The organism is Mycobacterium sp. Aquia_216 (assembly GCF_026723865.1).
Taxonomy (GTDB): domain Bacteria; phylum Actinomycetota; class Actinomycetes; order Mycobacteriales; family Mycobacteriaceae; genus Mycobacterium.
Genome location: NZ_CP113529.1, coordinates 575,968 through 595,438, shown reverse-complemented (window position 1 = coordinate 595,438; position 19,471 = coordinate 575,968). Strand labels below are relative to the sequence as shown.

At 65.7% G+C, this 19,471-nt stretch carries 18 protein-coding genes; 8 read left to right on the top strand and 10 right to left on the bottom strand.

Translation table 11 applies throughout. The features are described 5' to 3' along the window. Positions 1-14 precede the first annotated feature (14 nt). A complete protein-coding gene (locus OK015_RS02820) occupies positions 15-1,403 on the bottom strand; it encodes an MmgE/PrpD family protein (protein ID WP_268129093.1) in 1,389 nt (462 codons plus the stop codon). Positions 1,404-1,455: 52 nt separating this feature from the next. Continuing rightward, the gene (locus OK015_RS02815) at positions 1,456-2,349 is read right to left on the bottom strand and encodes an IclR family transcriptional regulator (protein ID WP_268132390.1); all 894 of its coding nucleotides are present in this window, start codon (positions 2,347-2,349) and stop codon (positions 1,456-1,458) included. A gap of 130 nt (positions 2,350-2,479) precedes the next feature. Between OK015_RS02815 and OK015_RS02810 the strand changes: the two genes are divergently transcribed. From OK015_RS02810 to OK015_RS02790, 5 genes are all read left to right on the top strand, one after another. Further along, positions 2,480-3,523 carry a zinc-binding dehydrogenase gene (locus tag OK015_RS02810; protein WP_268129091.1) on the top strand — a complete coding sequence of 348 codons (1,044 nt, stop codon included), beginning with the start codon at positions 2,480-2,482 and terminating at the stop codon, positions 3,521-3,523. Next, entirely contained in the window at positions 3,520-3,930 is a 411-nt protein-coding gene (locus OK015_RS02805; RefSeq protein WP_268129089.1) for a nuclear transport factor 2 family protein, read from the top strand. The genes OK015_RS02810 and OK015_RS02805 overlap by 4 nt, the downstream gene beginning before the upstream one ends. A gap of 18 nt (positions 3,931-3,948) precedes the next feature. Continuing rightward, positions 3,949-4,767 carry an SDR family NAD(P)-dependent oxidoreductase gene (locus tag OK015_RS02800; RefSeq protein WP_268129088.1) on the top strand — a complete coding sequence of 273 codons (819 nt, stop codon included), beginning with the start codon at positions 3,949-3,951 and terminating at the stop codon, positions 4,765-4,767. 374 nt (positions 4,768-5,141) lie between these two features. Further along, complete coding sequence (locus OK015_RS02795) at positions 5,142-6,443, top strand: sodium:proton exchanger (protein WP_268129087.1); 1,302 nt, start codon at positions 5,142-5,144, stop codon at positions 6,441-6,443. Positions 6,444-6,484: 41 nt separating this feature from the next. Next, positions 6,485-7,321 carry an SDR family oxidoreductase gene (locus OK015_RS02790; RefSeq protein WP_268129086.1) on the top strand — a complete coding sequence of 279 codons (837 nt, stop codon included), beginning with the start codon at positions 6,485-6,487 and terminating at the stop codon, positions 7,319-7,321. On the opposite strand, the gene OK015_RS02785 is transcribed toward OK015_RS02790, so the two are convergent. Both OK015_RS02785 and OK015_RS02780 read right to left on the bottom strand, forming a co-directional pair. Next, positions 7,318-9,102 (bottom strand): SulP family inorganic anion transporter, encoded by a 1,785-nt coding sequence (locus tag OK015_RS02785; RefSeq protein WP_268129085.1) that lies wholly within the window; start codon positions 9,100-9,102, stop codon positions 7,318-7,320. The genes OK015_RS02790 and OK015_RS02785 overlap by 4 nt on opposite strands. A gap of 9 nt (positions 9,103-9,111) precedes the next feature. Then, a complete protein-coding gene (locus OK015_RS02780) occupies positions 9,112-10,188 on the bottom strand; it encodes a sulfate ABC transporter substrate-binding protein (RefSeq protein WP_268129083.1) in 1,077 nt (358 codons plus the stop codon). Between the two features lie 144 nt (positions 10,189-10,332). On the opposite strand from OK015_RS02780, the gene OK015_RS02775 reads away from it, so the two are divergent. Continuing rightward, a complete protein-coding gene (locus OK015_RS02775; protein ID WP_268129082.1) occupies positions 10,333-11,733 on the top strand; it encodes a DUF2252 domain-containing protein in 1,401 nt (466 codons plus the stop codon). Positions 11,734-11,741: 8 nt separating this feature from the next. Here OK015_RS02775 and OK015_RS02770 read toward each other — a convergent pair whose 3' ends face one another. The 4 genes from OK015_RS02770 to OK015_RS02755 form a co-directional block, all read right to left on the bottom strand. Further along, on the bottom strand, positions 11,742-12,797 hold the full coding sequence (locus tag OK015_RS02770; RefSeq protein ID WP_268129080.1) for an FUSC family protein: 1,056 nt from the start codon (positions 12,795-12,797) through the stop codon (positions 11,742-11,744). Positions 12,798-12,867: 70 nt separating this feature from the next. Further along, the gene (locus tag OK015_RS02765; protein WP_268129079.1) at positions 12,868-14,391 is read right to left on the bottom strand and encodes a flavin-containing monooxygenase; all 1,524 of its coding nucleotides are present in this window, start codon (positions 14,389-14,391) and stop codon (positions 12,868-12,870) included. Positions 14,392-14,444: 53 nt separating this feature from the next. Further along, complete coding sequence (locus tag OK015_RS02760) at positions 14,445-16,238, bottom strand: flavin-containing monooxygenase (protein WP_268129078.1); 1,794 nt, start codon at positions 16,236-16,238, stop codon at positions 14,445-14,447. Between the two features lie 51 nt (positions 16,239-16,289). After that, positions 16,290-16,937, bottom strand: coding sequence for a TetR/AcrR family transcriptional regulator (locus OK015_RS02755; protein ID WP_268129076.1), 648 nt, complete (start codon positions 16,935-16,937; stop codon positions 16,290-16,292). A gap of 86 nt (positions 16,938-17,023) precedes the next feature. Between OK015_RS02755 and OK015_RS02750 the strand changes: the two genes are divergently transcribed. Together OK015_RS02750 and OK015_RS02745 are read left to right on the top strand one after the other, a co-directional pair. Then, positions 17,024-17,728, top strand: a complete 705-nt coding sequence (locus OK015_RS02750) for a trimeric intracellular cation channel family protein (protein ID WP_268129075.1) — start codon at positions 17,024-17,026, stop codon at positions 17,726-17,728. After that, entirely contained in the window at positions 17,725-18,354 is a 630-nt protein-coding gene (locus tag OK015_RS02745) for a TetR/AcrR family transcriptional regulator (protein ID WP_268129073.1), read from the top strand. The genes OK015_RS02750 and OK015_RS02745 overlap by 4 nt, the downstream gene beginning before the upstream one ends. Here OK015_RS02745 and OK015_RS02740 read toward each other — a convergent pair. Both OK015_RS02740 and OK015_RS02735 read right to left on the bottom strand, forming a co-directional pair. Then, positions 18,295-18,771 carry a DUF417 family protein gene (locus OK015_RS02740; protein ID WP_268129071.1) on the bottom strand — a complete coding sequence of 159 codons (477 nt, stop codon included), beginning with the start codon at positions 18,769-18,771 and terminating at the stop codon, positions 18,295-18,297. The genes OK015_RS02745 and OK015_RS02740 overlap by 60 nt on opposite strands. A gap of 224 nt (positions 18,772-18,995) precedes the next feature. Then, entirely contained in the window at positions 18,996-19,469 is a 474-nt protein-coding gene (locus OK015_RS02735) for an SRPBCC family protein (protein ID WP_268129069.1), read from the bottom strand. Between the last annotated feature and the right edge of the window lie 2 nt (positions 19,470-19,471).

Here is a 19,471-nt window from a genome sequence, read left to right as displayed (position 1 = left end):
CGCGCGCACCCAACTCAGAACCTCGGCCCGCTGCGCGGCCGCCGCGGTACCGGACTGGCCGTCCCCAGCAGGGCGGCGAACTCGCCGACAGGGATCTCGTCGATGTGTTCGACGGCAGCGATCAGGTCGGCACGCAGGGCCTCGTCGCAGAAGGGTTCGGCGAGCCAGTGAAATTTGTCCACCACCCGGTCCCACGGCATCGGACGGGTCGGTGACCCCTCGTAATCGCTTTCCTCACGGTCGAATTCGCTCCCGTCGCGGGTAACGACATGCACCCGCGTCGCGGTGCGCTGCGGATAGTCGGCCGTCAGGTCGGCCGCGACGACGACATCGACCCGCGCCAGCAGCTCCTGGACATCGCTGCGCAGCACACGTTCGGTCTCCAGCTGTTCGGGACCCACTCCGCCGTCGAGCAGTGCGACTGCGCTGAGGTATTTGAGGTTGTAGTCGGCCTGCTCCTTGGTCTGCGGATGATCTTTGCTGCCATACGCTCCCCCGCCTGCGATGTCGTACGCGGTCTGAAAGACCTCGATGGTCACCCGCGCGATGTCGTCGCCGCGCAGATTGCACTCGGCCCGAATCGCCAGGAGCGCGTCGATGATGGCTTGCCCGTGGATCAGCGCGCAGTACTGCTTGAGGTAGGTCTGCTCGACCGACGTGAGTCTGCGCTCAGCGGTGTTGAAATCGATTGGCTGATCGAAGAGTTGCACCAGCCCGTTCGGGCCCTCGAACAACGACTTGGGCCCGGTGATCCCGCGGCCGGCCAATATCGTGGTGTACACCGCGCGCATGCCGGTAATGGCCGGTGAGATGCCTTTCCAGTTCGACACCGGTTCGGCGTGCACCGCGGCAAGCGACACGTTGTCGGCCGCGGCCGCGGCAATGGCGTGCGCGGTGCGTTCCGCGTCCAGCCCGAGCAACTTCGCCGATCCGGCCGCGACCGACATCGCCAACTGCAGTGCATGGTTGAGGCCACGTGCCATGACGGGAACTTGTGCGCTGAAACGACATTGGACCTCGTAGGCTACCGCGAGAGCGAGCAGGAAATCGGCGCCACTGGCGTGGACGTGCTCGGCGACGGCCAGGATCGCGCCGAAGTTGTCGGCCGGGTGACAGAGGCCGCCCACGGTCAGATAGGTGTCGAGCAGATCGGGATAACGCACCAGCACCGCATTGAAGAAGGCGGCCTGATCCACCGAGGCCCGGCCCCCGCCGACGAGGGTCGCCGAGGCGACGCCGCTGAACTGGCCGGTGTGCTCCCGGATCGTCGCAATGAGTTCGCCGTCGAGTGAACCGACCGCGCAGGCGATGCTGTCGAGCACGTTGCGTTTGAGCAATGCCCGGGGGTGCGCGCTCAGATCTGACGGCGTGGCATCGACCACGAATCCGGCTATATCGTCCACAACATAGTGATGTGCCACCGCTTTTCGCCCTTCCGTCGCCTACGCAGCCAGCCTAGGCCCGACGGCGACGCGGGCCGCTGTGCTCCTCGAGGTCCACCACCGGTGGATGCTGCTGGGCTGCGCTGATTGCCGTGGTTTCCGCGGTGAGCTTGGTCCCGATGACCTGGATCTGGCGCGCGCTGAGCGGAGACAGCGGATGCACTGCGAGCATCAGGGCAACTTGGCCGCGATGGTCGAAAACCGGTGCGGCGATGGTCACGACGGGCTGTTTGCGGCGACCGGGGTTGTCGTCGGACAGAAAGCCGATCGTGGTGAACTCGACGAGTAGCTGGTCCAGAATGTGGCGTACCGGAGTCGGCATCTCGCTGCTGTCCAACGTGCCTACCGCCTGGACGGCCTGGGCCAGTGCGGGCGTGGTCCAGTCGACGTCGAAACCACGCTCGCGGGTGTGCGCCAAGACGTGTTCCAGGCGCTGCATGCGATCGGGGTTGTCGCGCGCGCCGCGACGGATCCACGCGCGTTGCTCCACCTCGGTATCCCAGGCGGCCAGCGCGACGCCGAAGGGCGGCGCGTAGGGGATGCGATCGCCCGGTATTCCCGCGGGCTGGGTGGCGGGATCGCCCTCAAAGGCCGTGACTACCAACGAATCACCGAACCGCTCGACCACCGAGCCGGCGTAGCCGACCTCACGGGAAAGTCGCAGGGCCGCGGAGCGAGCGGCGTGTGTCAGCGGCCGGGCGTTGTCCATCCGCGCCGCCACCACCGCCAGCGCGGGCCCCAGGGAGAACGTCTTGGCGATGGGGTCCCGGGTCGCCCAGCCCCGATCACACAGCGTCTTCAGGATGGCGTGCACTGTCGCTTGGGTGAGTCCGAGCTCACGCACGATGTCGGAGAACCGCAGTCGCGTCTTCCCGGACCGGGCCAACAGCTCGATGACATCGAGCACCCGGGCCGTCGGCGCCGACACAGACCCGCGAATGGCTTGACTCCTTTACGACGAGATTCCTACAGTTGTACCGAACATTCGACATTTTAACTCGATTATTCGAGAAAATGAGGCAGATGCTTTGCGCGCGGTGGTATTGAGAGACGGTCAGCTAACGGTCCGCGAGACAGCAGACCCCGCGCCCGGACCGGGTGAGCTGTTGCTGCGCACGCTGAGCACCGCGATCTGCGCCTCGGACGTGCATTTCATGGATCACCCGGAACTCGCGATCGACGATCCGACCGGACGCTCGCTGTACGACACCGACCGCGACATCGTGCTCGGTCACGAATTCGTCGGCGAGGTGATCGACCACGGACCCGGCTGCACCGATCGGTTCACGATCGGAACCCGTGTCACGGCGATGCCGATACGCCTTTTAGCCGGCGGCGCCGGCGGCACGCGGATCATCGGCCAGCACCCCGACGCGCCGGGGAGTTTCGGTGAACTGCTCGTGGTTTCGGAACTCGCGGCCAAGCCGGTCGCCGCCGGCGTCTCGTGCGACGCCGCGGCGCTCACCGACGCGTTCGCGGTTGGCGAATTCTACGTTCGTTCGGCGCGCGTCCAACCGGGTGAGGTCGCCATCGTCATCGGCGCGGGGGCGGTTGGCCTGTCTGCGGTCGCCGCCCTGGCCGGTCGGGGCATCGAGCCAATAGTTGTGGCGGACTACAAGATCGAACGACGTGAGCTGGCCCGCGACCGCTTCGGCGCGCACGTCCTGGTCGATCCCGCCGAGAAGTCACCGTTCGACACGTTCCGACAGGTGCGCGCCGAACGTGGACTGCCTGGGCCCGCCGTCGTCTTCGAATGTGTGGGCGCCGCCGGGCTGATCCAGAACATCGTCGAGTCCGCCGAAATGGCCACCCGGATCTACTGCGCGGGCGGCTGGTACACCGGCGATACGCTGGACATCACCACCGCGACTCGGCAAGGCGTCACAATCCAATTCGGCGGTGGCCCACACCCCCAGGACTGGTACGGAACGCTGGACGCCATCGCGGCAGGACGGCTGGACCCACTACCCAGCGTCGGCAGTGTCATCGGCCTCGACGACGTCCCCGCAGCGCTTGAACTCGCGCGCAAATCAGCTGGACCGCCCCGAATCATTGTGCACCCCAACGGAGATATCGGATGAGTGAGCGAGAAGACCGCCAGGACATCGCGGACGTGCTGGTGCGCTACGCCACCGGAATCGACCGCCGCGACTGGCCGTTGTTTCGCACCGTGTTCACCGACGACTGCGAACTCGACTACGGCGAGATCGGGACTTGGCATGGCGTGGACGAGGTCACCGACTTTATGGACAAGACGCACGCCATGGCGGGACACACCCTGCACCGCTTGACCAACCAGGCCATCACCGTCGACGGCGACAAGGCATCGGCCCGTACCTACATCGATGCGGTAATCATGTTCGGCGACAATCAATCCGGCGTCAACGCGTGGGGCTTCTACGACGACGACGTGGTGCGGACCGCCGATGGCTGGCGCATTGCGCGACGCCGCTTCACCCAGGTGCGCATCACGGCGTTCGGCCCGTAACTACAGCAGGGGTAGTCAATGACTTTCGCAACCAAGTACGGACCGTGGGCTCTAGTCGCCGGCGCCTCCGACGGCGTGGGTGCCGCGTTCGCCGCGGGCCTCGCCGAACGCGGCGTCAACGTTGTGCTGCTGTCCCGCCGGCAGGCCGTCCTCGATCAGGTTGCCGCTGATATCGAATCGCGAACTTCTGCTCAAACACGAACTATCGCTATTGATCTCGCCCAACCAGATGCGGCAAGCGCAATCGCCGATGCCACCAGCGACTTAGAGATCGGGTTCCTCGTGTACTGCGCCGGCGCTGACCCGAATTACCGTCATTTCCTTGATAATTCGATTGAAGCCGCCGAGGCGATGGTGCAACGCAACTGCATGGTGCCGATGCAGCTATGCCACCACTTCGCCCCTGGGATGGTCGAGCGAGGCAGCGGCGGGATCGTCATCTTCTCCTCAGGCGCCGCATTGGCCGGCAGTCCCAACATGGTCGCCTACAGCGCATCCAAGGCATTCGACATGGTCTTCGCCGAAGCACTCTGGGCCGAACTGCACGGCAAGGGCGTCGATGTGCTCGGTCTCATGCTCGGCAAGACCAACACGCCCGCATTGCGGAAACTCGAATACAGCCGTGGCCAGATAAGTTCGCCCGACGAAGTTCCCGCGGGCGCAAGCTCGGTGGACGAGGTCATCGCCGAGGCGTTCGAGAACCTGACCAATGGGCCGACCTGGATGGCGGGCGACATGATGCGTGCCGGCGCGCAAATGATCGCGTCGCTCACGCGCAAGCAGGCAGTCGAACTGTTCACCCAAGCCGCGGTCGCGGCAATGGGCCCGGACCGCTAGCGGCTCGGCGGTTGATCGGCACGGCGACGTCGACGACTCGCCGGGCGTCGGGTGCCCGCCGCGGACTCCAGCAATGCGCCGTAGTGGACGTCGACGTTCCAGGGCTGCGTCACCCACGTGCCACCGACTCCTCCAGACGCTATCCCCAACCCGACCGCGTCACAGCAAGAGCGCTAGATCGGTTTGCCATAATCTGAAGTTAGCTGAACCTAACTTTCGATATTGGGTGCTATAGCCAGCAAATATGGGCCTGCAGCCGGCGCCGCTTGGGGTGCTCGCAACGTTGCTGACCAAGGGCCCAGCGGGTATGTTTGGCGGGCAGGTCAAACCACGGCCGCGAGCCATTTAGCCATTCATGATCGACAGAGTGAAGGATGACGATGCTCGCCACTGACAGGGCCATCGCGGCGGTTCCGACGGTGTCACGGTCGCCGCGGCGAACGCTCAGCCGTTCGGCGTTGATCACCGCAACATTCATTGCTCCCGCCGTCGTGATCCGGGTCATGGGCCTGCATCCCGACCCCGTTGCCGCCCTGCTGATCTTCGGTGCCGCGGTCGTGTCGGCCAGCTTCCTGCTGGCGTGGGCCGCCGAAGCCGCGCAGATCGACGTCTCCGGCGGACTGGCGATCGCGGTGCTCGCCCTGGTTGCGGTGCTGCCCGAATACGCCGTTGACCTCTACTACGCATACGTCTCGGGCCATAACCTCGACTACACGCAATACGCGGCGGCCAACATGACCGGATCCAACCGGCTGTTGATGGGCCTGGGCTGGCCGGTCGTGGTGCTGGTCAGCATCATGGCGGCACGCAAGGTCGGCGCCAGGAAAACCACCGGTTTGACGCTGGAGCCCGCCAATCGCGTCGAACTCGGCTTCCTGCTGATCGCCGGAGTGGTCGCGTTCGCGATACCGGCCAGCGGCCAAATCCACTTCGCGCTTGGGTTGGCGTTGCTGGCCTGGTTCGGTTTCTACCTGTACAAAGTCAGCCACGGCGACGTCGAAGAGCCCGACCTGGTCGGTACCGCCGCGGCCCTCGGCGAGCTGCCCGACCGGAGCCGCCGGGTCGTCGTCGTCAGCCTGTTTCTGGTGTCCGGGGCAGTGATCCTGCTGTGCGCCAAGCCCTTTGCCGACAACCTGGTTTCGGCCGGCACCGAGCTCGGCATCGACCGGTTCCTGCTGGTGCAGTGGCTCGCGCCGTTGGCCTCCGAGGCACCCGAGTTCATCATCGCGACCATCTTCGCCACTCGCGGCAAGGGCACCGCGGCCATCGCCACGCTGATCTCGTCCAAGGTCAACCAGTGGACGCTGCTGATCGGATCGCTGCCGGTGGCCCATCTGCTGGGTGGGGGCGGCTTTTCCCTGGAACTCGACGCCCGCCAGATCGAGGAGGTCTTGCTCACGGCCACCCAAACATTGATGGGTGTCGCGGTGATCCTGGCGCTGCGCTTCAACCGTGCTGCCGCCTGGACGCTGCTGGGATTGTTCGTCGTTCAGTTCCCGCTCACCTCGACCCAGGGACGGCTCGTCCTGTGCGGTATCTACGCCGTGATCGCCGTCGGTGGGCTGATCGTGAACCGCCGTCACCTGGTTAGCACGCTCCGGGCGCCGTTCGTCGGGACAGCCGTCCGGCACACCGGTCATCCGCACCAGTCTGGGGAGCACACGCTCACGGCGTAGTGCGCGGCAACTGCTCAAGAGTCTGCGTATACGGTCCAGGTATGAATCGAGTCTCGGTGATCACCGGCGGCGCCGGTGGCATGGGTCTGGCCACGGCGAGGATCGTCGGGCGCGACCATGCCGTGGTGCTCTGCGATGTCAGACAGGACCGGCTGGACAACGCAGCCGCAACGCTGAAAGACCTCGGGATTTTGGCGACGGTCGTCAATTGCGACGTCACCGACCGGGGTGCGGTGGCCGACCTGTTCGCCACCGCAACCAACCTCGGGACCCTCGCCTCGGTCATCCACACCGCGGGGGTGAGTCCGAGCATGGGCGGCGCCGACTACGTCATGCGGACCAATGCCGTCGGCACGGTCAACGTCAACGAGGTGTTCTACGCGACAGCCGGCGAGGGCTCCGTGATCGTCAACGTGGCGTCGATGGCGGCCCACCTGGTGCCCGCGGAATTTGTTCCGACAGCGCAATTTCCACTCGCGCTCAGCGACGGCGACGCCTTCTGGGACGCGATGATGGCGGCGTGCAACCCCATTCCCGAGGATGCGCGATCCGGTTTCGCCTACGCCGTGAGTAAGAGCTTCGTGAAGTGGTACAGCGAGTCGCAAGCCGAGCGATTCAACGCGCGCGGGTTGCGGATCGTCTCGCTGTCTCCTGGGTCCGTCGACACGGAGATGGGCCGGCTCGAGGAGCAGGCCGGCGCCGGGGCGATGGTTGCCGACTTCGCCGTCCCACGCTGGGGCAAGGCGGAGGAGATGGCCGAGCTACTCGCCTTCTGCGCCAGCGCCAAAGCCGGCTACCTCACCGGCACTGACATCCTCAACGACGGCGGAGTAGTCGCCTCGATGAGGGAGCGAGCAAGGGTGGCCGCAGCCCACTAAACCAGGTAGTACAGGTCTGTGTGCGGCGCAATTTCGGGTGCCGAGGTGAACGGTTCCTTGAGGTTCAAGTCGGCTAGCTTGTTGTGGGCATAGCGCACCGCCTTGAGGGTCGCCGAGAAATCCTCGTCCTCTTCGGGGAAGACATGCTCTGCGGTGAACCAACTTTGGAATCCGACGTTGTTGAGTACCGTGAGCGTGTCGGAACGCACTCCGGCGAGCAGGATGGTCACGCCGCGCGCGGTCTCTTCGCGCAGGAAGTGCTCGATGCGCTCGATGCACACGACGTCCGGGTGCCGCACCCGTTTGAGCCGCAACACCACGAACTTGATGTCGTCATCGGCGATCCGCTTGCCGATCTCGGCCAGGTAGCGATCCAATTCTGGCGCGGCGCCGAAGAACAGCTCGCCTTCCAAGTCGTAGATGACCACCAACGGATCAGCGGCATCTCCCAGAATACGTTCGCGCACAACGCGTTCAGGCGTGACAACGAGCTCTCGGGCCTTCAGCTTCGCGGCACGGGGCACGAATAGCAGGATCGACAGGATCACGCCCAGCAGCACCGATTTGTCGAGATCGATCGCCACGCCGGTGAATGCGGTAACGATCACCAATCCCGCGTCGTAGCGGGATGCTTTGACGGTGTAGATCATTCGCTTGAAGTCGACCAGCCGCACGGCGGTGACCAGCAGCAGACCCGCCAATGCCGGTTGCGGAACGTACCGCAGCAGCGGTGCGAACAAGAGCAACGCCGCGGCAACCGTTGCGGCCGAAACGATCCCGGAAAATCGGGTTTTGGCCCCGGCCTGGAAGTTGATCGCTGACCGCGACAGCGAGCCAGAGCCCGGCAGGCTTTGAAAGAAGCCGCCGGCGAGGTTGGCCAGTCCTTCGGCCATGATCTGCCGGTTGTAGTCGATCTTCTGCTGCGTCTGGTAGGCAATGGCTTTGGCGATCGACAACGCCTCGATGATGCCCACGAAGGCAATCGCCAGCGCGCCGGTGGACAGGTGCGGCAGGAATTCGGTGTGGACTTCGGGGACATGCGCGCTGGGCAGGCTGCGCGGGATCTTGGCGGCCACGGAGACCGCGGTATGGCCGCCGGCCCCCGGGATCGACCACCCCGCGACGTAAGCGATCACGGAGGTGATGATCAGCACCGCAAGCATGTCGATCTGCGGCCAACCGTACCGCTGCACCAGCCTGCGCAAGACGACCGCGAGAACCACTGCCGCCGTGCTCAATATCACCGCACGGTAATTGACGTGATCGCCGTGCGACAGGGTGAGCCATACCCGGTGCAGGACCTGCATGTGCCCATTGCCCTTGTCGCGCACGCCCAGGGCGTTGCCCAGCTGTCCGACGGCCAGCAGAAATGCGGCGGCCGCCATGAAACCGATGATGACCGACTCGGAAATGTAGCGGGTCAGATTGCCGAGCTTGAACAGGCTGATGATGATCTGAAACACGCCCACCAGGACGGCCAGCAGGAACAGGCCTTCGAACAGTTGGGTGCTGTTTTCCGCATCGATGAAGGCCAGGGCCGTGAAAACCAGCAGCGATATGGCGCTGGTCGGTCCGTTGATCAAATGCGAGGACGACCCGAAAATTGAGGCGACGATCGTGACGACGATCGCCGAGTACACGCCGAACCGGGGGTCGACCCCGGCGATCAGCGCGTACGCCATCGCCTGAGGAAACGAGATGGCGGCGACGGTCAGGCCGGCAATGACATCATGCCGACCTTTCACCGAGTCGTAGTTCAGCGCGAAGGCCACCTTGTTCACGTCTTTCCGCTAGGTCCCCGACGCCGCACCGGGCGGCGCGGAGATCGTGTCGAGGATTCCGTTGGTGCCGAAGAACTGCTCGCGCGCGTCGCTCCAGTCCTTGGCGATCTCGCCGATCGGGAAGAGCGCGAGCGGCGGCAGCCGGTCGGCGTGTTTGGCGAGAATGTCCGACTTGAACGGCCGGTAACCGAATTGTGCGGCTTGCTCTTGTCCCGCGTCGGTGAACAAGTACTCGAGATACGCCTTGGCGTAGGTCGCGGTCTTGGGCTCGGTGACGTTGGCGTCGACCCAGGCCACCGCCGGCTCGGCCAGGATGCTGACCGCCGGGTAGACGAGCTGGAGTTCGTCCTTGTTGGCGGCGACCTCGCGCAGCGCCTCGTTCTCCCAGCTCAGCTGCACGTCGCCGACCTTGGCCAGGGTGAAGCTGTCGCCCGCACTGCGGGCGCCGGCGTCGGACACCGCCACGTGTTGCAACAGCGACTTCACGTAGGCGCTCGCCTGAGCCGGGCTGCCGCCGCGAGTGGTGACCGAACCCCAGGCCGCCAAAACGCTCAGTTGGCCGTTGCCGGAGCTGCGCGGGTTCGGGGTTACCACCGACACTCCTGGATTGACCAAATCGGGCCAGTCGTGGATGCCTTTGGGATTGCCCTTCCGGACGACGAAGACGATGGTCGACGTGTAGGGCACCGAATTGTTCGGCAGCCGCTGGCGCCATTCCGGCGCGATCAGCCCCCGCTTGCTGAGCGTCTGGACGTCGCTGATCAACGCCAACGACACCACATTGGCCTTCTGACTGCCGTCGAGCACGCTCCTGAGCTGGCGACCCGAACCGCCGTGCGACTCTTTGATATCCAGGGTGACGCCGGTCTGCGCCCGGTATTTCGCGATGAACGCCTTGTCGACTGCCGCATACAGCTCGCGGGTGGGGTCGTAGGAGACGTTCAGGATCTGATTGGACCCGGCATGCGGGACGTTCTTGACCACCAGGGCGGTCGCCGCGAACACGATCGCTACCACGCCGAGGACGTTGAGCCAGGGAATACGCCAGCGAGTACGGGCGTGCTCGGGCGGAGGCGTTTCCACCATCGGCAGACGTCCTCTCAAAAAACAATCTCCAGACGATGCGCCTGGCACCCGGCATTTTCAGCGATGTTAACCAAAAGGCCACGTCATGACAGCGTTGAGAATCAGTCTGACGCTAAATGAACGCCTCGCTCGTATGCTGAGCAGATGCCGCAGCGGGCGTTGCGTGACCGCCTGATCGACCTCGAAGTGCCGGGCGAGGATGTGGCGCGCGGCCAGGCACTGCGCAAGACCGTCCCGCGTCGCTCGCTCGCGCAGCTGACTCCCTCATCGCGATCCGCGACGGAGATTCTCGTCGCCCAAAATGCCGGGCGGCTAACCGAACTCGTTCCGTTGCGGTTCGCCCGAATGCTCGTCGACCCGTTCGCCTTCTACCGCGGTTCCGCCGCGGTGATGGCCGCCGACCTTGCCGCGAGCCCGACGAGCGGAATCGAAATCATGTGCTGCGGCGACGCACACATCTCGAATTTCGGCCTGTACGCCGCCCCGCACCGCTCGATCGTGTTCGACCTGAACGATTTCGACGAGGCCGCGGTGGCGCCGGCCGAGTGGGACGTCAAGCGCCTGATCACCAGCGCGATCATCGGGGGCCGCCATGCCGGATACCCGGCCAAGGCGATCGCCCGCTGTGTCGAGCAGGCGGTCGTGGGATATGAAACCAGTCTGACGGCGATGCTCGAGGAAATGGACGTGCTGGAGCGTTACTACCTGCGGGTGGAACCCGAGCACTACACCGGGACGGTCTCCAAGGGCCTGCAAGCGGTGATCCAGAAGACGATATCCCGGGCGCGTAGCCGAACCTCGGCGCGAGTCTTCAAGCAGATCACCGAGACTGGGCCCGACGGCACACCGCGCCTGCGGGAAGCACCCCCGGTTCTGCAGCACGTCGACAAGGACGTCGAAGCCCTCTTGGTGGAGTCGATCCAGGAGTATCTGACCGCGGTCCCGGCCGACATCGCGCTGCTGCTGTCCCACTTCCGGGTCACCGATGTCGCGCTGCGGGTGGTCGGCGTCGGCAGCGTCGGTACCCGTTGTTACCTGGTCATCCTGGTGGGACCCAACGACACACCGTTGATCCTGCAGATCAAAGAGGCCACCCGGTCGGTGCTCGACGAATTTGGCGGGTGGCGCCAGCCCGACAGCCTGACCGCGGCAATCGAGGCCAACGGCCACGGAGTACGCGTCACCGACGGCCAGCAGATCCTGCAGGCCATGTCGGATGTGTTCCTCGGATCGACGCGCAAGGACGGCCGCGACTACTACGTCCGTCAGTTCCACGACATGAAGGGCACCATCGAAACCGAAGGCATGAAGCCTTCCACCTTCTCCGACTACGTCAGTGCCTGCGCGGTGCTGTTGGCACGGGCGCACGCCCAGAGTGCCAATGCCTCGATACTGCGCGGGTACGTCGGTACCAGCAACGCGGTGCACGACGCGGTCGCCGAGTGGTCGTACGCGTACGCCGACAAGTCCCTCGACGACTTTCATCAGCTCCGCGCGGCGGCCGCGGCCGGCGAGATCGAAATCGCCCAGGACCCCGCGCGATAGCGTCTCACTTATTGCCGAAAGTCGACCACGAGTTGTAGGTCGTCGACGCAGGTTTCGACGACAGCGGTAAGCGCCAAGTCCGTTCGGGCGGCGCCGCCGGAATCCAGCGCGGCAACGCAATCGCGGGCCGCGGCGAGGCGGGCGTCCGCTGCGGCGGGATCCCTCTCGCTGAGGGCAACTGCGGCCGCGAGTTCGCCGATCGCGTCGCGCACCGGTTGGGGAAGCGAGCCGCTGACGCCGTAGGCCGTCGTCACGGCACGGGCCAGGTACAGCAGCGAGCCGGCGAGCAGGGCCAGCTGCGCGGCCTGCTGATCCGCGCCGTGGACGGTGCCGCGTGCGGCCCACCGGCGCGGCGCGATCGACGCGAGATGACGAGCGTGGATGCGGGCCTTGTCGAGTACCTCCAGCCGCTCATGCAGCCGATCGACGGCGACGTACTGCCAGCGCGACGGGATCATCACATCACCGCCGACCCGGCCTGCGGTCTCGGCGAGCAGGTCGTGCAGGGCGCCGACGACGCCGACCCGGGCGCTGTGCAGCGCCGTGTGCGGGTTGGGCGGCAACAACAGGATGCTCAACACCAGCGCCACGCCGCCACCAATCAGAGCTTCCTGGAGGCGTTGAAAAACGCTGTCGGCCCCGACCGAGAGCGCCATGACCAGGATTGCCGAACCGGCGGTCTGATTGGCGAAGGTCAAGTCCCGTGCGACGATCCCCTGCCCGAACAGCACCGCGACGCACAACGCGGCAAACACCGCGGCGGCCATGGCAATCCACTCGGTGCCGAACAGTTGCTGCACGGTGGAACCCAGGCAGATCCCCAGTGCCACACCGGCAATGTTCTGGACCGCCCGCTGCGCTTGAAACACGTTGCTCGCCGACACGCACACCGCCGCGGCGATCGGTGCGAAGAACGGATCCGGGTGGCCCAGCACGTCATGGGCGATGTACCACGCCACGCCTGCGGCCACCGACGCCTCGGCGATCGCCCACAACACATCACGCAGACGTTGCACAGCGGCCCGGCCGCTGTCCATTGTCCTGGCAAACAAAGCAGTCGTCACGACTGCCAACCCCACCACAAGCCGCGAGTTCTCGAAAGACGCATGTCACGGCGAAGCCGCGTGGCGATCCCTACGGGGCTGACCCGCCGGTGAATTGGTCCGCGGGGTAATCGATCTCGGCGTCGGCCAGCCTGCGCCCCGCGGCGGGCGCCACTCCGGTGTGGTGCAGCCAGTCTCGGGGCCGCAGCCGCCAGGTCCGGCGCGCGTATTCCAGTTCGGTGTAGGGCCACTGGGTGACGATCCGGCCCGTGGGTGACCGGAAGTAGCTGTCGCACTGGGTCCAGATGGTGCGCTCCAAGTCGGCGGAAAGCCCTTCGTTGTACCGTTTTTCCGCCTCGGGTCGCACATCGAGATAGCCGCCTCGACGCGCCAGCCTGGTGACCGCGCTGGTCACCAGCCGCGCGCCGGCTTCCAGGATGTAGACGATCGAGTTGCCGCCCTGGTTGGTGTTGGGGCCGTACAGCATGAAAAAGTTCGGGAATCCGCCGACGGCCACACCCAGATACGCGCTGGGATCGTCGCCCCAGCGCTCGTGCAGGTGCTGCCCGCCACACCCGATGACGTCGATACCCGACAGGTAGCGCGACGTCTCGAATCCGGTGGCCAGCACGATCGCGTCGACGGTGACGGCCTCGCCCGTGGCGGTCACGACCGACGTCTCGGTGATCCGGTTGATCGGGTCGGTGACGAGTGAGACGTTGTCTTGCTGCAACGCCCGGTAGTAGTCGTCGCCGAGCAGCACCCGCTTACAGCGAAACGGATAGTCCGGCGTCAGGGCGCGGCGAAGTCCCGCGTCGGCCACGGTGCGCTCCAAAAACGACATCGCGACCTGAGTGCGCGCGGTGACCACCGGGTCGTCGGCGAAGGTCGCGGTGTTGTCGTGCTGGAACTTCCAGATCTGCCAGCGGGTCCGGGGCACAGCCAGAGGGTTGCGTCGGAATCGAGCCAATTCGGTTGCGCTGTAAGGGCGGTCCTCTTTGGGAACCATCCACGGGGGGGTGCGCTGAAAAACCGTCACCTGCGCGCCGGCTTTCGCCAATTCGGGAACAAGCTGAATCCCACTGGCGCCCGTGCCGATCACCGCGACCTTCTTGCCCGCCAGTCCGATGTCGTGATTCCACTGTGCGGTGTGCATGACGGAGCCGCCGAAATCGCTCAAGCCCGCAATATCGGGTAGTTTCAGCGATCCGAACAGGCCGACCGCGCAGACCACCACGTCGACGCTCAGCGTGCTGGTACCCCCGGGGCGTTCTGTCGCACAGTCCCAGCTCCAGGTATCGGCGTTCCACGTAACGGAGCGCACCCTGGTCCGCAGCTGCAGATGCCGGCGCAGGTCGAAGTCGTCGGCCACGGACTCCAGGTAGGCAAGAATCTCGGGCTGCCGAGCGTAGGTCCGGCTCCAGGATTTGTTGGGCGCGAACGAAAACGAGTACAGGTGACTTTGGATATCGCAGGCGGCCCCGGGATAGGTGTTGCGCCGCCAGGTGCCTCCGACGCCGTCGTCGGCCTCGAGGATCACCAGGTCGTCGATGCCGGCCCGGCGCAGGGCCACCGCCGCGCCCAGTCCGCCGAATCCAGCGCCGATGATCGCCACCCTGGGTGAGCGTCGGCGCCGCGTCGCCGCCCGGGCTCGCCCGAGCAGGTACTTCACGGCCCGGCGCCGCGAATGTCGAGGCCCGCCAAATCTCCCTGCGCCCGCCACGCCTCCAAGATGTCGGCGTATTCGGTGGGAGCACCGAAGAAGAAACTGCCCTGTCGCGTCTTGGCGTCCGCCTTACCCTCGCGGTTGTAGTAACCGGGGGTGCACGTCTTGGCGCGCTCTGCGGTCGCGGTCGAGCGCGCGACCACCGTTTCGACCCAGGCGGCTTCGGCGGCCGGTGACGCCTCGATCTCGGTCGCGCCGTGTTCTAGTGCCCACGCGATGATCCAGGCCGCGTGGCTGGCTTGCACGTCAAGCAGATACGGGAAGTTCACCGTCAATCCCGCCTGGGAGATGCTCTCGATGAAGCAGTTCGGAAAACCGTTGGCGCACAAGCCCTGGAATGTGCGAACGCCGTCACGCCAGCGCTCGGTCAGACTCACGCCGTCGCGACCGATCAGTTCGAACCCGGTGCGACGGCTGTAGTCGGTGCCCACCTCGAAACCCGTTGCGAAGATGAGGCAGTCGAGCTCGTAGACCACACCGTCGACGACGACACCGGACTCGGTGATCCGCTCCACCCCGCGACCGCGGGTGTCGACCAGCGTCACGTTGTCGCGGTTGAAGGTTTGCAGGTATTCGTCGTGAAAGCAGGGGCGCTTGCAGAAGTAGCCGTACCAGGGCTTGAGCGCCTCGGCGGTGGCGCGGTCGGCGACGACCTCGTCGACTCGGGCCCGGATCTCCTCCATCTTGGCGAAGTCCGCGATCTCGATGTCGCGGCCGCGCTGCTCCGGATCCACCGCGGTGTCGCCGTCATGACGCATCACCGGGAGCTTGCGGGTGATGCTCGTCCAGGCATCGGCGACGAGGTCCTCGGGCGCCTGCCCGCCGGCGGTCAAGATCTGAAAGTTCTGGATGCGCCGGCGTTGCCAGCCCGGCTGTAATGCGTTGACCCACTGTGGATCCGTGGCGGCATTGGCACGGACGTCGACGGACGATGGCGTGCGTTGGAAGACGTAGAGCTGGCCCGCGGCGGCGCCCAGATGCGGCACGCATTGGACCGCGGTCGCGCCGGTGCCGATGATGCCGACACGGATGCCGGCTAGGTTCTCCAGCTTCTGGCCGGTGTAGCCGTAGTCCCAACGGCCGGTGTGGAACGTGTGACCTCGAAAGGACCCGAGGCCTGCGATGCCGGGCAGTTTGGGCTTGGCTTGGTACCCGTTTGCCATCGAGACGAATTTGGCCCGCATCTCGTCACCCCGGTCGGTGCGGATGATCCAACGGGAATCCGTTGGATCCCAACGGATCTCCTGGACGTCGGTGCGCAGGCACGCGTCACGGTACAGGTCGTACCGCTCCGCGATGCGCTGGCAGTGCGCAAAGATCTCTGCGCCCTTGGAGTATTTCTCCACGGGGATGTAGCCGAGTTCCTCCAGCAGCGGGATGTACACATAGGACTCGACATCGCAGGCGATCCCCGGGTATCGGTTCCAATACCAGGTGCCACCCACGTCGGCCGCCCGGTCGATCAGCCGCACGCTTTGCACACCGAGCTGGCGTAGCCGCACACCGGTCAGTAGCCCGCCGAAGCCGGCGCCCACGATCGCCACGTCGACCTCGTCGGTGCGCGGCTCGCGGACGAATTCCTGGTCGACCCAGGGATCTTCGGCGAAGCGGGCGAAATCACCGGCGACTTCCACATACTGGTCGATCCCGTCGGGCCGTAGTCGCCGCGCGCGCTCTTCGGCGTACTTCTGCCGCAGCGCATCGACATCGAACGCGCACCCAACAGTCTCGGTCAAGTCCCGACTCCGCTCTCGTGAGCCGACTCTATAATCAATCGCTTGATCGTATCAAGGAGTCGCCGGCTGCTCGTCGAACAAGGCGCCTCTGACCAGCACCTTCGCCGAACTCAGCGCGGCGTGATAGTCCTGCGGCGGCAGCGTGGCCGCCAACTCCGTCAGGCCGTAAACCAGCGCATAGACGGCCGCGACAACGGCCTGCGGATCCGGATGAGCACCGAGCTCGCCGCGCTGGCGTGCATTCTCGATGACACCCTCGATGATCTCGCGGAACGCGTCGAAACCGGGGTTCCTCGGTCGCGTGCGATCCTTCCGTCGACCCGGCGCCGCAACGGTCTCCGCCCGGATCGCGAATTCGAACGCGGCCAAGTCCGGGTATTCCCGCATCAATTGGCCGCATTCGTCGAGTACCGCTTCGATCCGGTCCACGACGTCGCCGGGGCGTTGCGCCGCCAGTCGCAGCCGGGGCATTGCCGTGTCGGTTCTGGCCGCGATGGTCGCGTTGATCAGTGCGGACTTGTTCGGAAAATAGTTGTACAGGCTGGCGCTGGTCACGTTGGCCATGCGGGCGATTTCACGGATCGTCGCCTTCGCATAGCCGACCTCGGCCACACACTTCATCGTGGCGACGATGATGCGCCTTCGGGTCTCTTCGCCGCTGGCGCCAACGGGGCGACCCAGCTGTGTCCCCGCTCGCATAGTTGCCCACCCTTCGGCCGCGGGCGCAGTTCATCGTCGAATATATTCGACCAAACCTAGTTATCCCGGAGGTGCGCGGTGAGAGAGTGGCCGTGAACCTCGCGCTGGGGGAATTCTCGCGCGTCATCGACCTGGCCGGCGTGTTCGTCAATGCTGTCCTGGGTGGCGTGGTGGCTCGCGAATTCCGAATGGACCCTGTGGGATTCGTTGCGCTCGCGATTTTATCGGGCCTTGGCGGCGGCGTGATCCGCGATACCCTGTTGCAGCACGGGCCGCCGTTGGCGTTGACGGACACGCTTTACGTGGTGGTTGCCCTGGTGGGAGCGACGGTGGCGTTCTTGATTCCGCTGCGCGCCCGGCTGTGGTCGCTGACCTATCCGGTGGTCGATGCGCTGGCGTTGGGCACCTGGGCGGTGGCTGGCACGGAGAAGACGTTGGGAGTCGGATTGAGTTGGCTCCCAGCGATTTTGCTCGGTACGGTCAGCGCCGTCGGTGGCGGGGCACTGCGTGACCTGGCGGTACACCGCACTCCGGCGATCTTCGGCGGCAACACTCTCTACGCGACGTGCGCGGTGGCGGCCAGCGGCACCGTGGTTCTGCTCTCCCGTTACGGTCTGGCACCGCGGGGCGAGCTGGCGGGAATCGTGGTCGGTTCGGGTCTGTGTCTGCTGGCCAGGTGGCGCGGCTGGCGGCTCGGTGAGAGCTCGCCCGCGGACTACTACCTGACGCGGCGAAAGCGGACGTGGCGCATTCGGACCAGGACGCGAGCACGCCGCCCCGAAGACCCGTGACTCAGCTGGGGCGCCCGGCGGGGGCAGACAGCGAAGAGACCCGCCGACGGATCATCACCGCCGCGATGCGCTGCGTGGCCGAAGTCGGCTACTCGCAAGCGACCATCCGCGAGATCGCCCGGGCCGCCGACATGACCAGTGGCAGCCTGTACCACTACTTTCCGAACAAGTCAGCACTGCTCGCAGCGACCGGTGAGGAGATCGAGGCGATCCTCCTACCGCGGCTGCGTGCGGCCGCCGCACAGCACGACGACGTCGTCGGCCGACTCGACGCGGTGCTGGACGAGTCGACGCGGCTGGTCCGTGACTACCCGTACCTGACCGGGTTCTTGCGGGCACTGCGTGCCGCGAGCACTGCCCGACTGCGCCCACCCGTCCCGAAATCCCCTGGGTCCAAGGCCTTGCACGACGTCGTCTTCGCGATCGTCGACGATGCCCGGCAGCGTGGTGCGCTATCCGCCGAGACCGACACCCGCTCGACGGTCGAAGCGATCTGTGCGCTCACCCGGGGGCTCTCCGAGCAGGCGGACAGCCTGGCGCCGGCGACCTACGACGCCGCGCTGAGCTCAGCCAAGGACCTCATTCGGGGGACTCTTTTCACGCAGCGCGTCACCGAGCGTCCATAGCGCCACCCCGATCAGCACGAGGTCCTTCAGCAGGAATTGACCGGGCAGCGCCGACAGCACGGGCAGGCCGGCGGCGCGGGTGGAGACCACACCGGGAGTCGTGAACAGAAAACTCAGCGTCCCCAGGAACAACACCACCGCCAGGGCGCTTCCGGCGGCCGACACCCGTGGCCAGACCGGGCGCACCGCAATGAGAACGGCGGCAACGATTTCCATCGTCCCCAGCGCGCGGGCAACGGTCGTGACGCTGAATACGTCGTGCACCCAACTCATCAGCGGGTTGTGTTCGATCAGCACGCGCGATTCCATCTTCACGTACTTGCCGAACCCGATCCAGGCCAAAACGACGACCAGACCGTAACGACTGACCAGGTGACCCAGGCGGGTCAGCGATTCCGAGGTGCGGCGGGCGGTCATCCACGAAGTCCTTCGATGGGCGGGGCTGATTCCGAAGGAACCACGATCCACGCCGTGATCGCGTTCACATCTGCGATCGCTGGAGCCCGACCACGATGAGCTCCAATCCGAAGGCGAACTCCTCGGCGAGGGAAACGAGAAGATCGTCGGCAACGGCGGCCGTAGCGGAAAAGCGAGACTGGGCTCGGGCACGGTCGCGTGGGACGCCGGCGACCCGATCTGACCTACGTCGCGGCGTAGCGGTCCCGCAGCCCGGCCAGCGTCGCCTCGATGCCGGACGCGTTGGCCTTCGCGAACCCCATCCGCTCGTAGTACTTCAGCTTCTTCTTCAACGCACCCGCGTCGCGGTAGTCGAACGTCTCGGTAACCCGGGTCAGGGTGGGCGACAGGGCCTCGAATTTCCAGCGCCAGCGATGACCCAGCGGATGGCGCCATTCGATCAATTCGTGCGGCTTCAGCTCGGTCACGGTGCTGGTAATGCGGTACGGCACGCCCAGCATCTTCATGCTCGTGCAGAACTTCGACCCGACCGCCAGTGCCTCCGGCACTTTGATGTTGCCTTGGACGGTGCCCGATCCGTCCAGCTCAGAATGACGTCGGGGGTCGGCAGCCAGCTCGTAGAGCTCCGCGGCCGGCGCGGCGACGTCAACCGAACGGCTGACCTGATGGGGACCCGCGTCGACGATGACGACAGTCATGA

Coding starts and splice junctions, on each gene's coding strand:
- OK015_RS02790 (WP_268129086.1), top strand. CDS start 6,485: ATGAATCGAGTCTCGGTGATCACCGGCGGCGCCGGTGGCATGGGTCTG.
- OK015_RS02755 (WP_268129076.1), bottom strand. CDS start 16,937: ATGCGAGCGGGGACACAGCTGGGTCGCCCCGTTGGCGCCAGCGGCGAA.
- OK015_RS02800 (WP_268129088.1), top strand. CDS start 3,949: ATGACTTTCGCAACCAAGTACGGACCGTGGGCTCTAGTCGCCGGCGCC.
- OK015_RS02740 (WP_268129071.1), bottom strand. CDS start 18,771: ATGACCGCCCGCCGCACCTCGGAATCGCTGACCCGCCTGGGTCACCTG.
- OK015_RS02735 (WP_268129069.1), bottom strand. CDS start 19,469: ATGACTGTCGTCATCGTCGACGCGGGTCCCCATCAGGTCAGCCGTTCG.
- OK015_RS02805 (WP_268129089.1), top strand. CDS start 3,520: ATGAGTGAGCGAGAAGACCGCCAGGACATCGCGGACGTGCTGGTGCGC.
- OK015_RS02775 (WP_268129082.1), top strand. CDS start 10,333: ATGCCGCAGCGGGCGTTGCGTGACCGCCTGATCGACCTCGAAGTGCCG.
- OK015_RS02795 (WP_268129087.1), top strand. CDS start 5,142: ATGACGATGCTCGCCACTGACAGGGCCATCGCGGCGGTTCCGACGGTG.
- OK015_RS02780 (WP_268129083.1), bottom strand. CDS start 10,188: ATGGTGGAAACGCCTCCGCCCGAGCACGCCCGTACTCGCTGGCGTATT.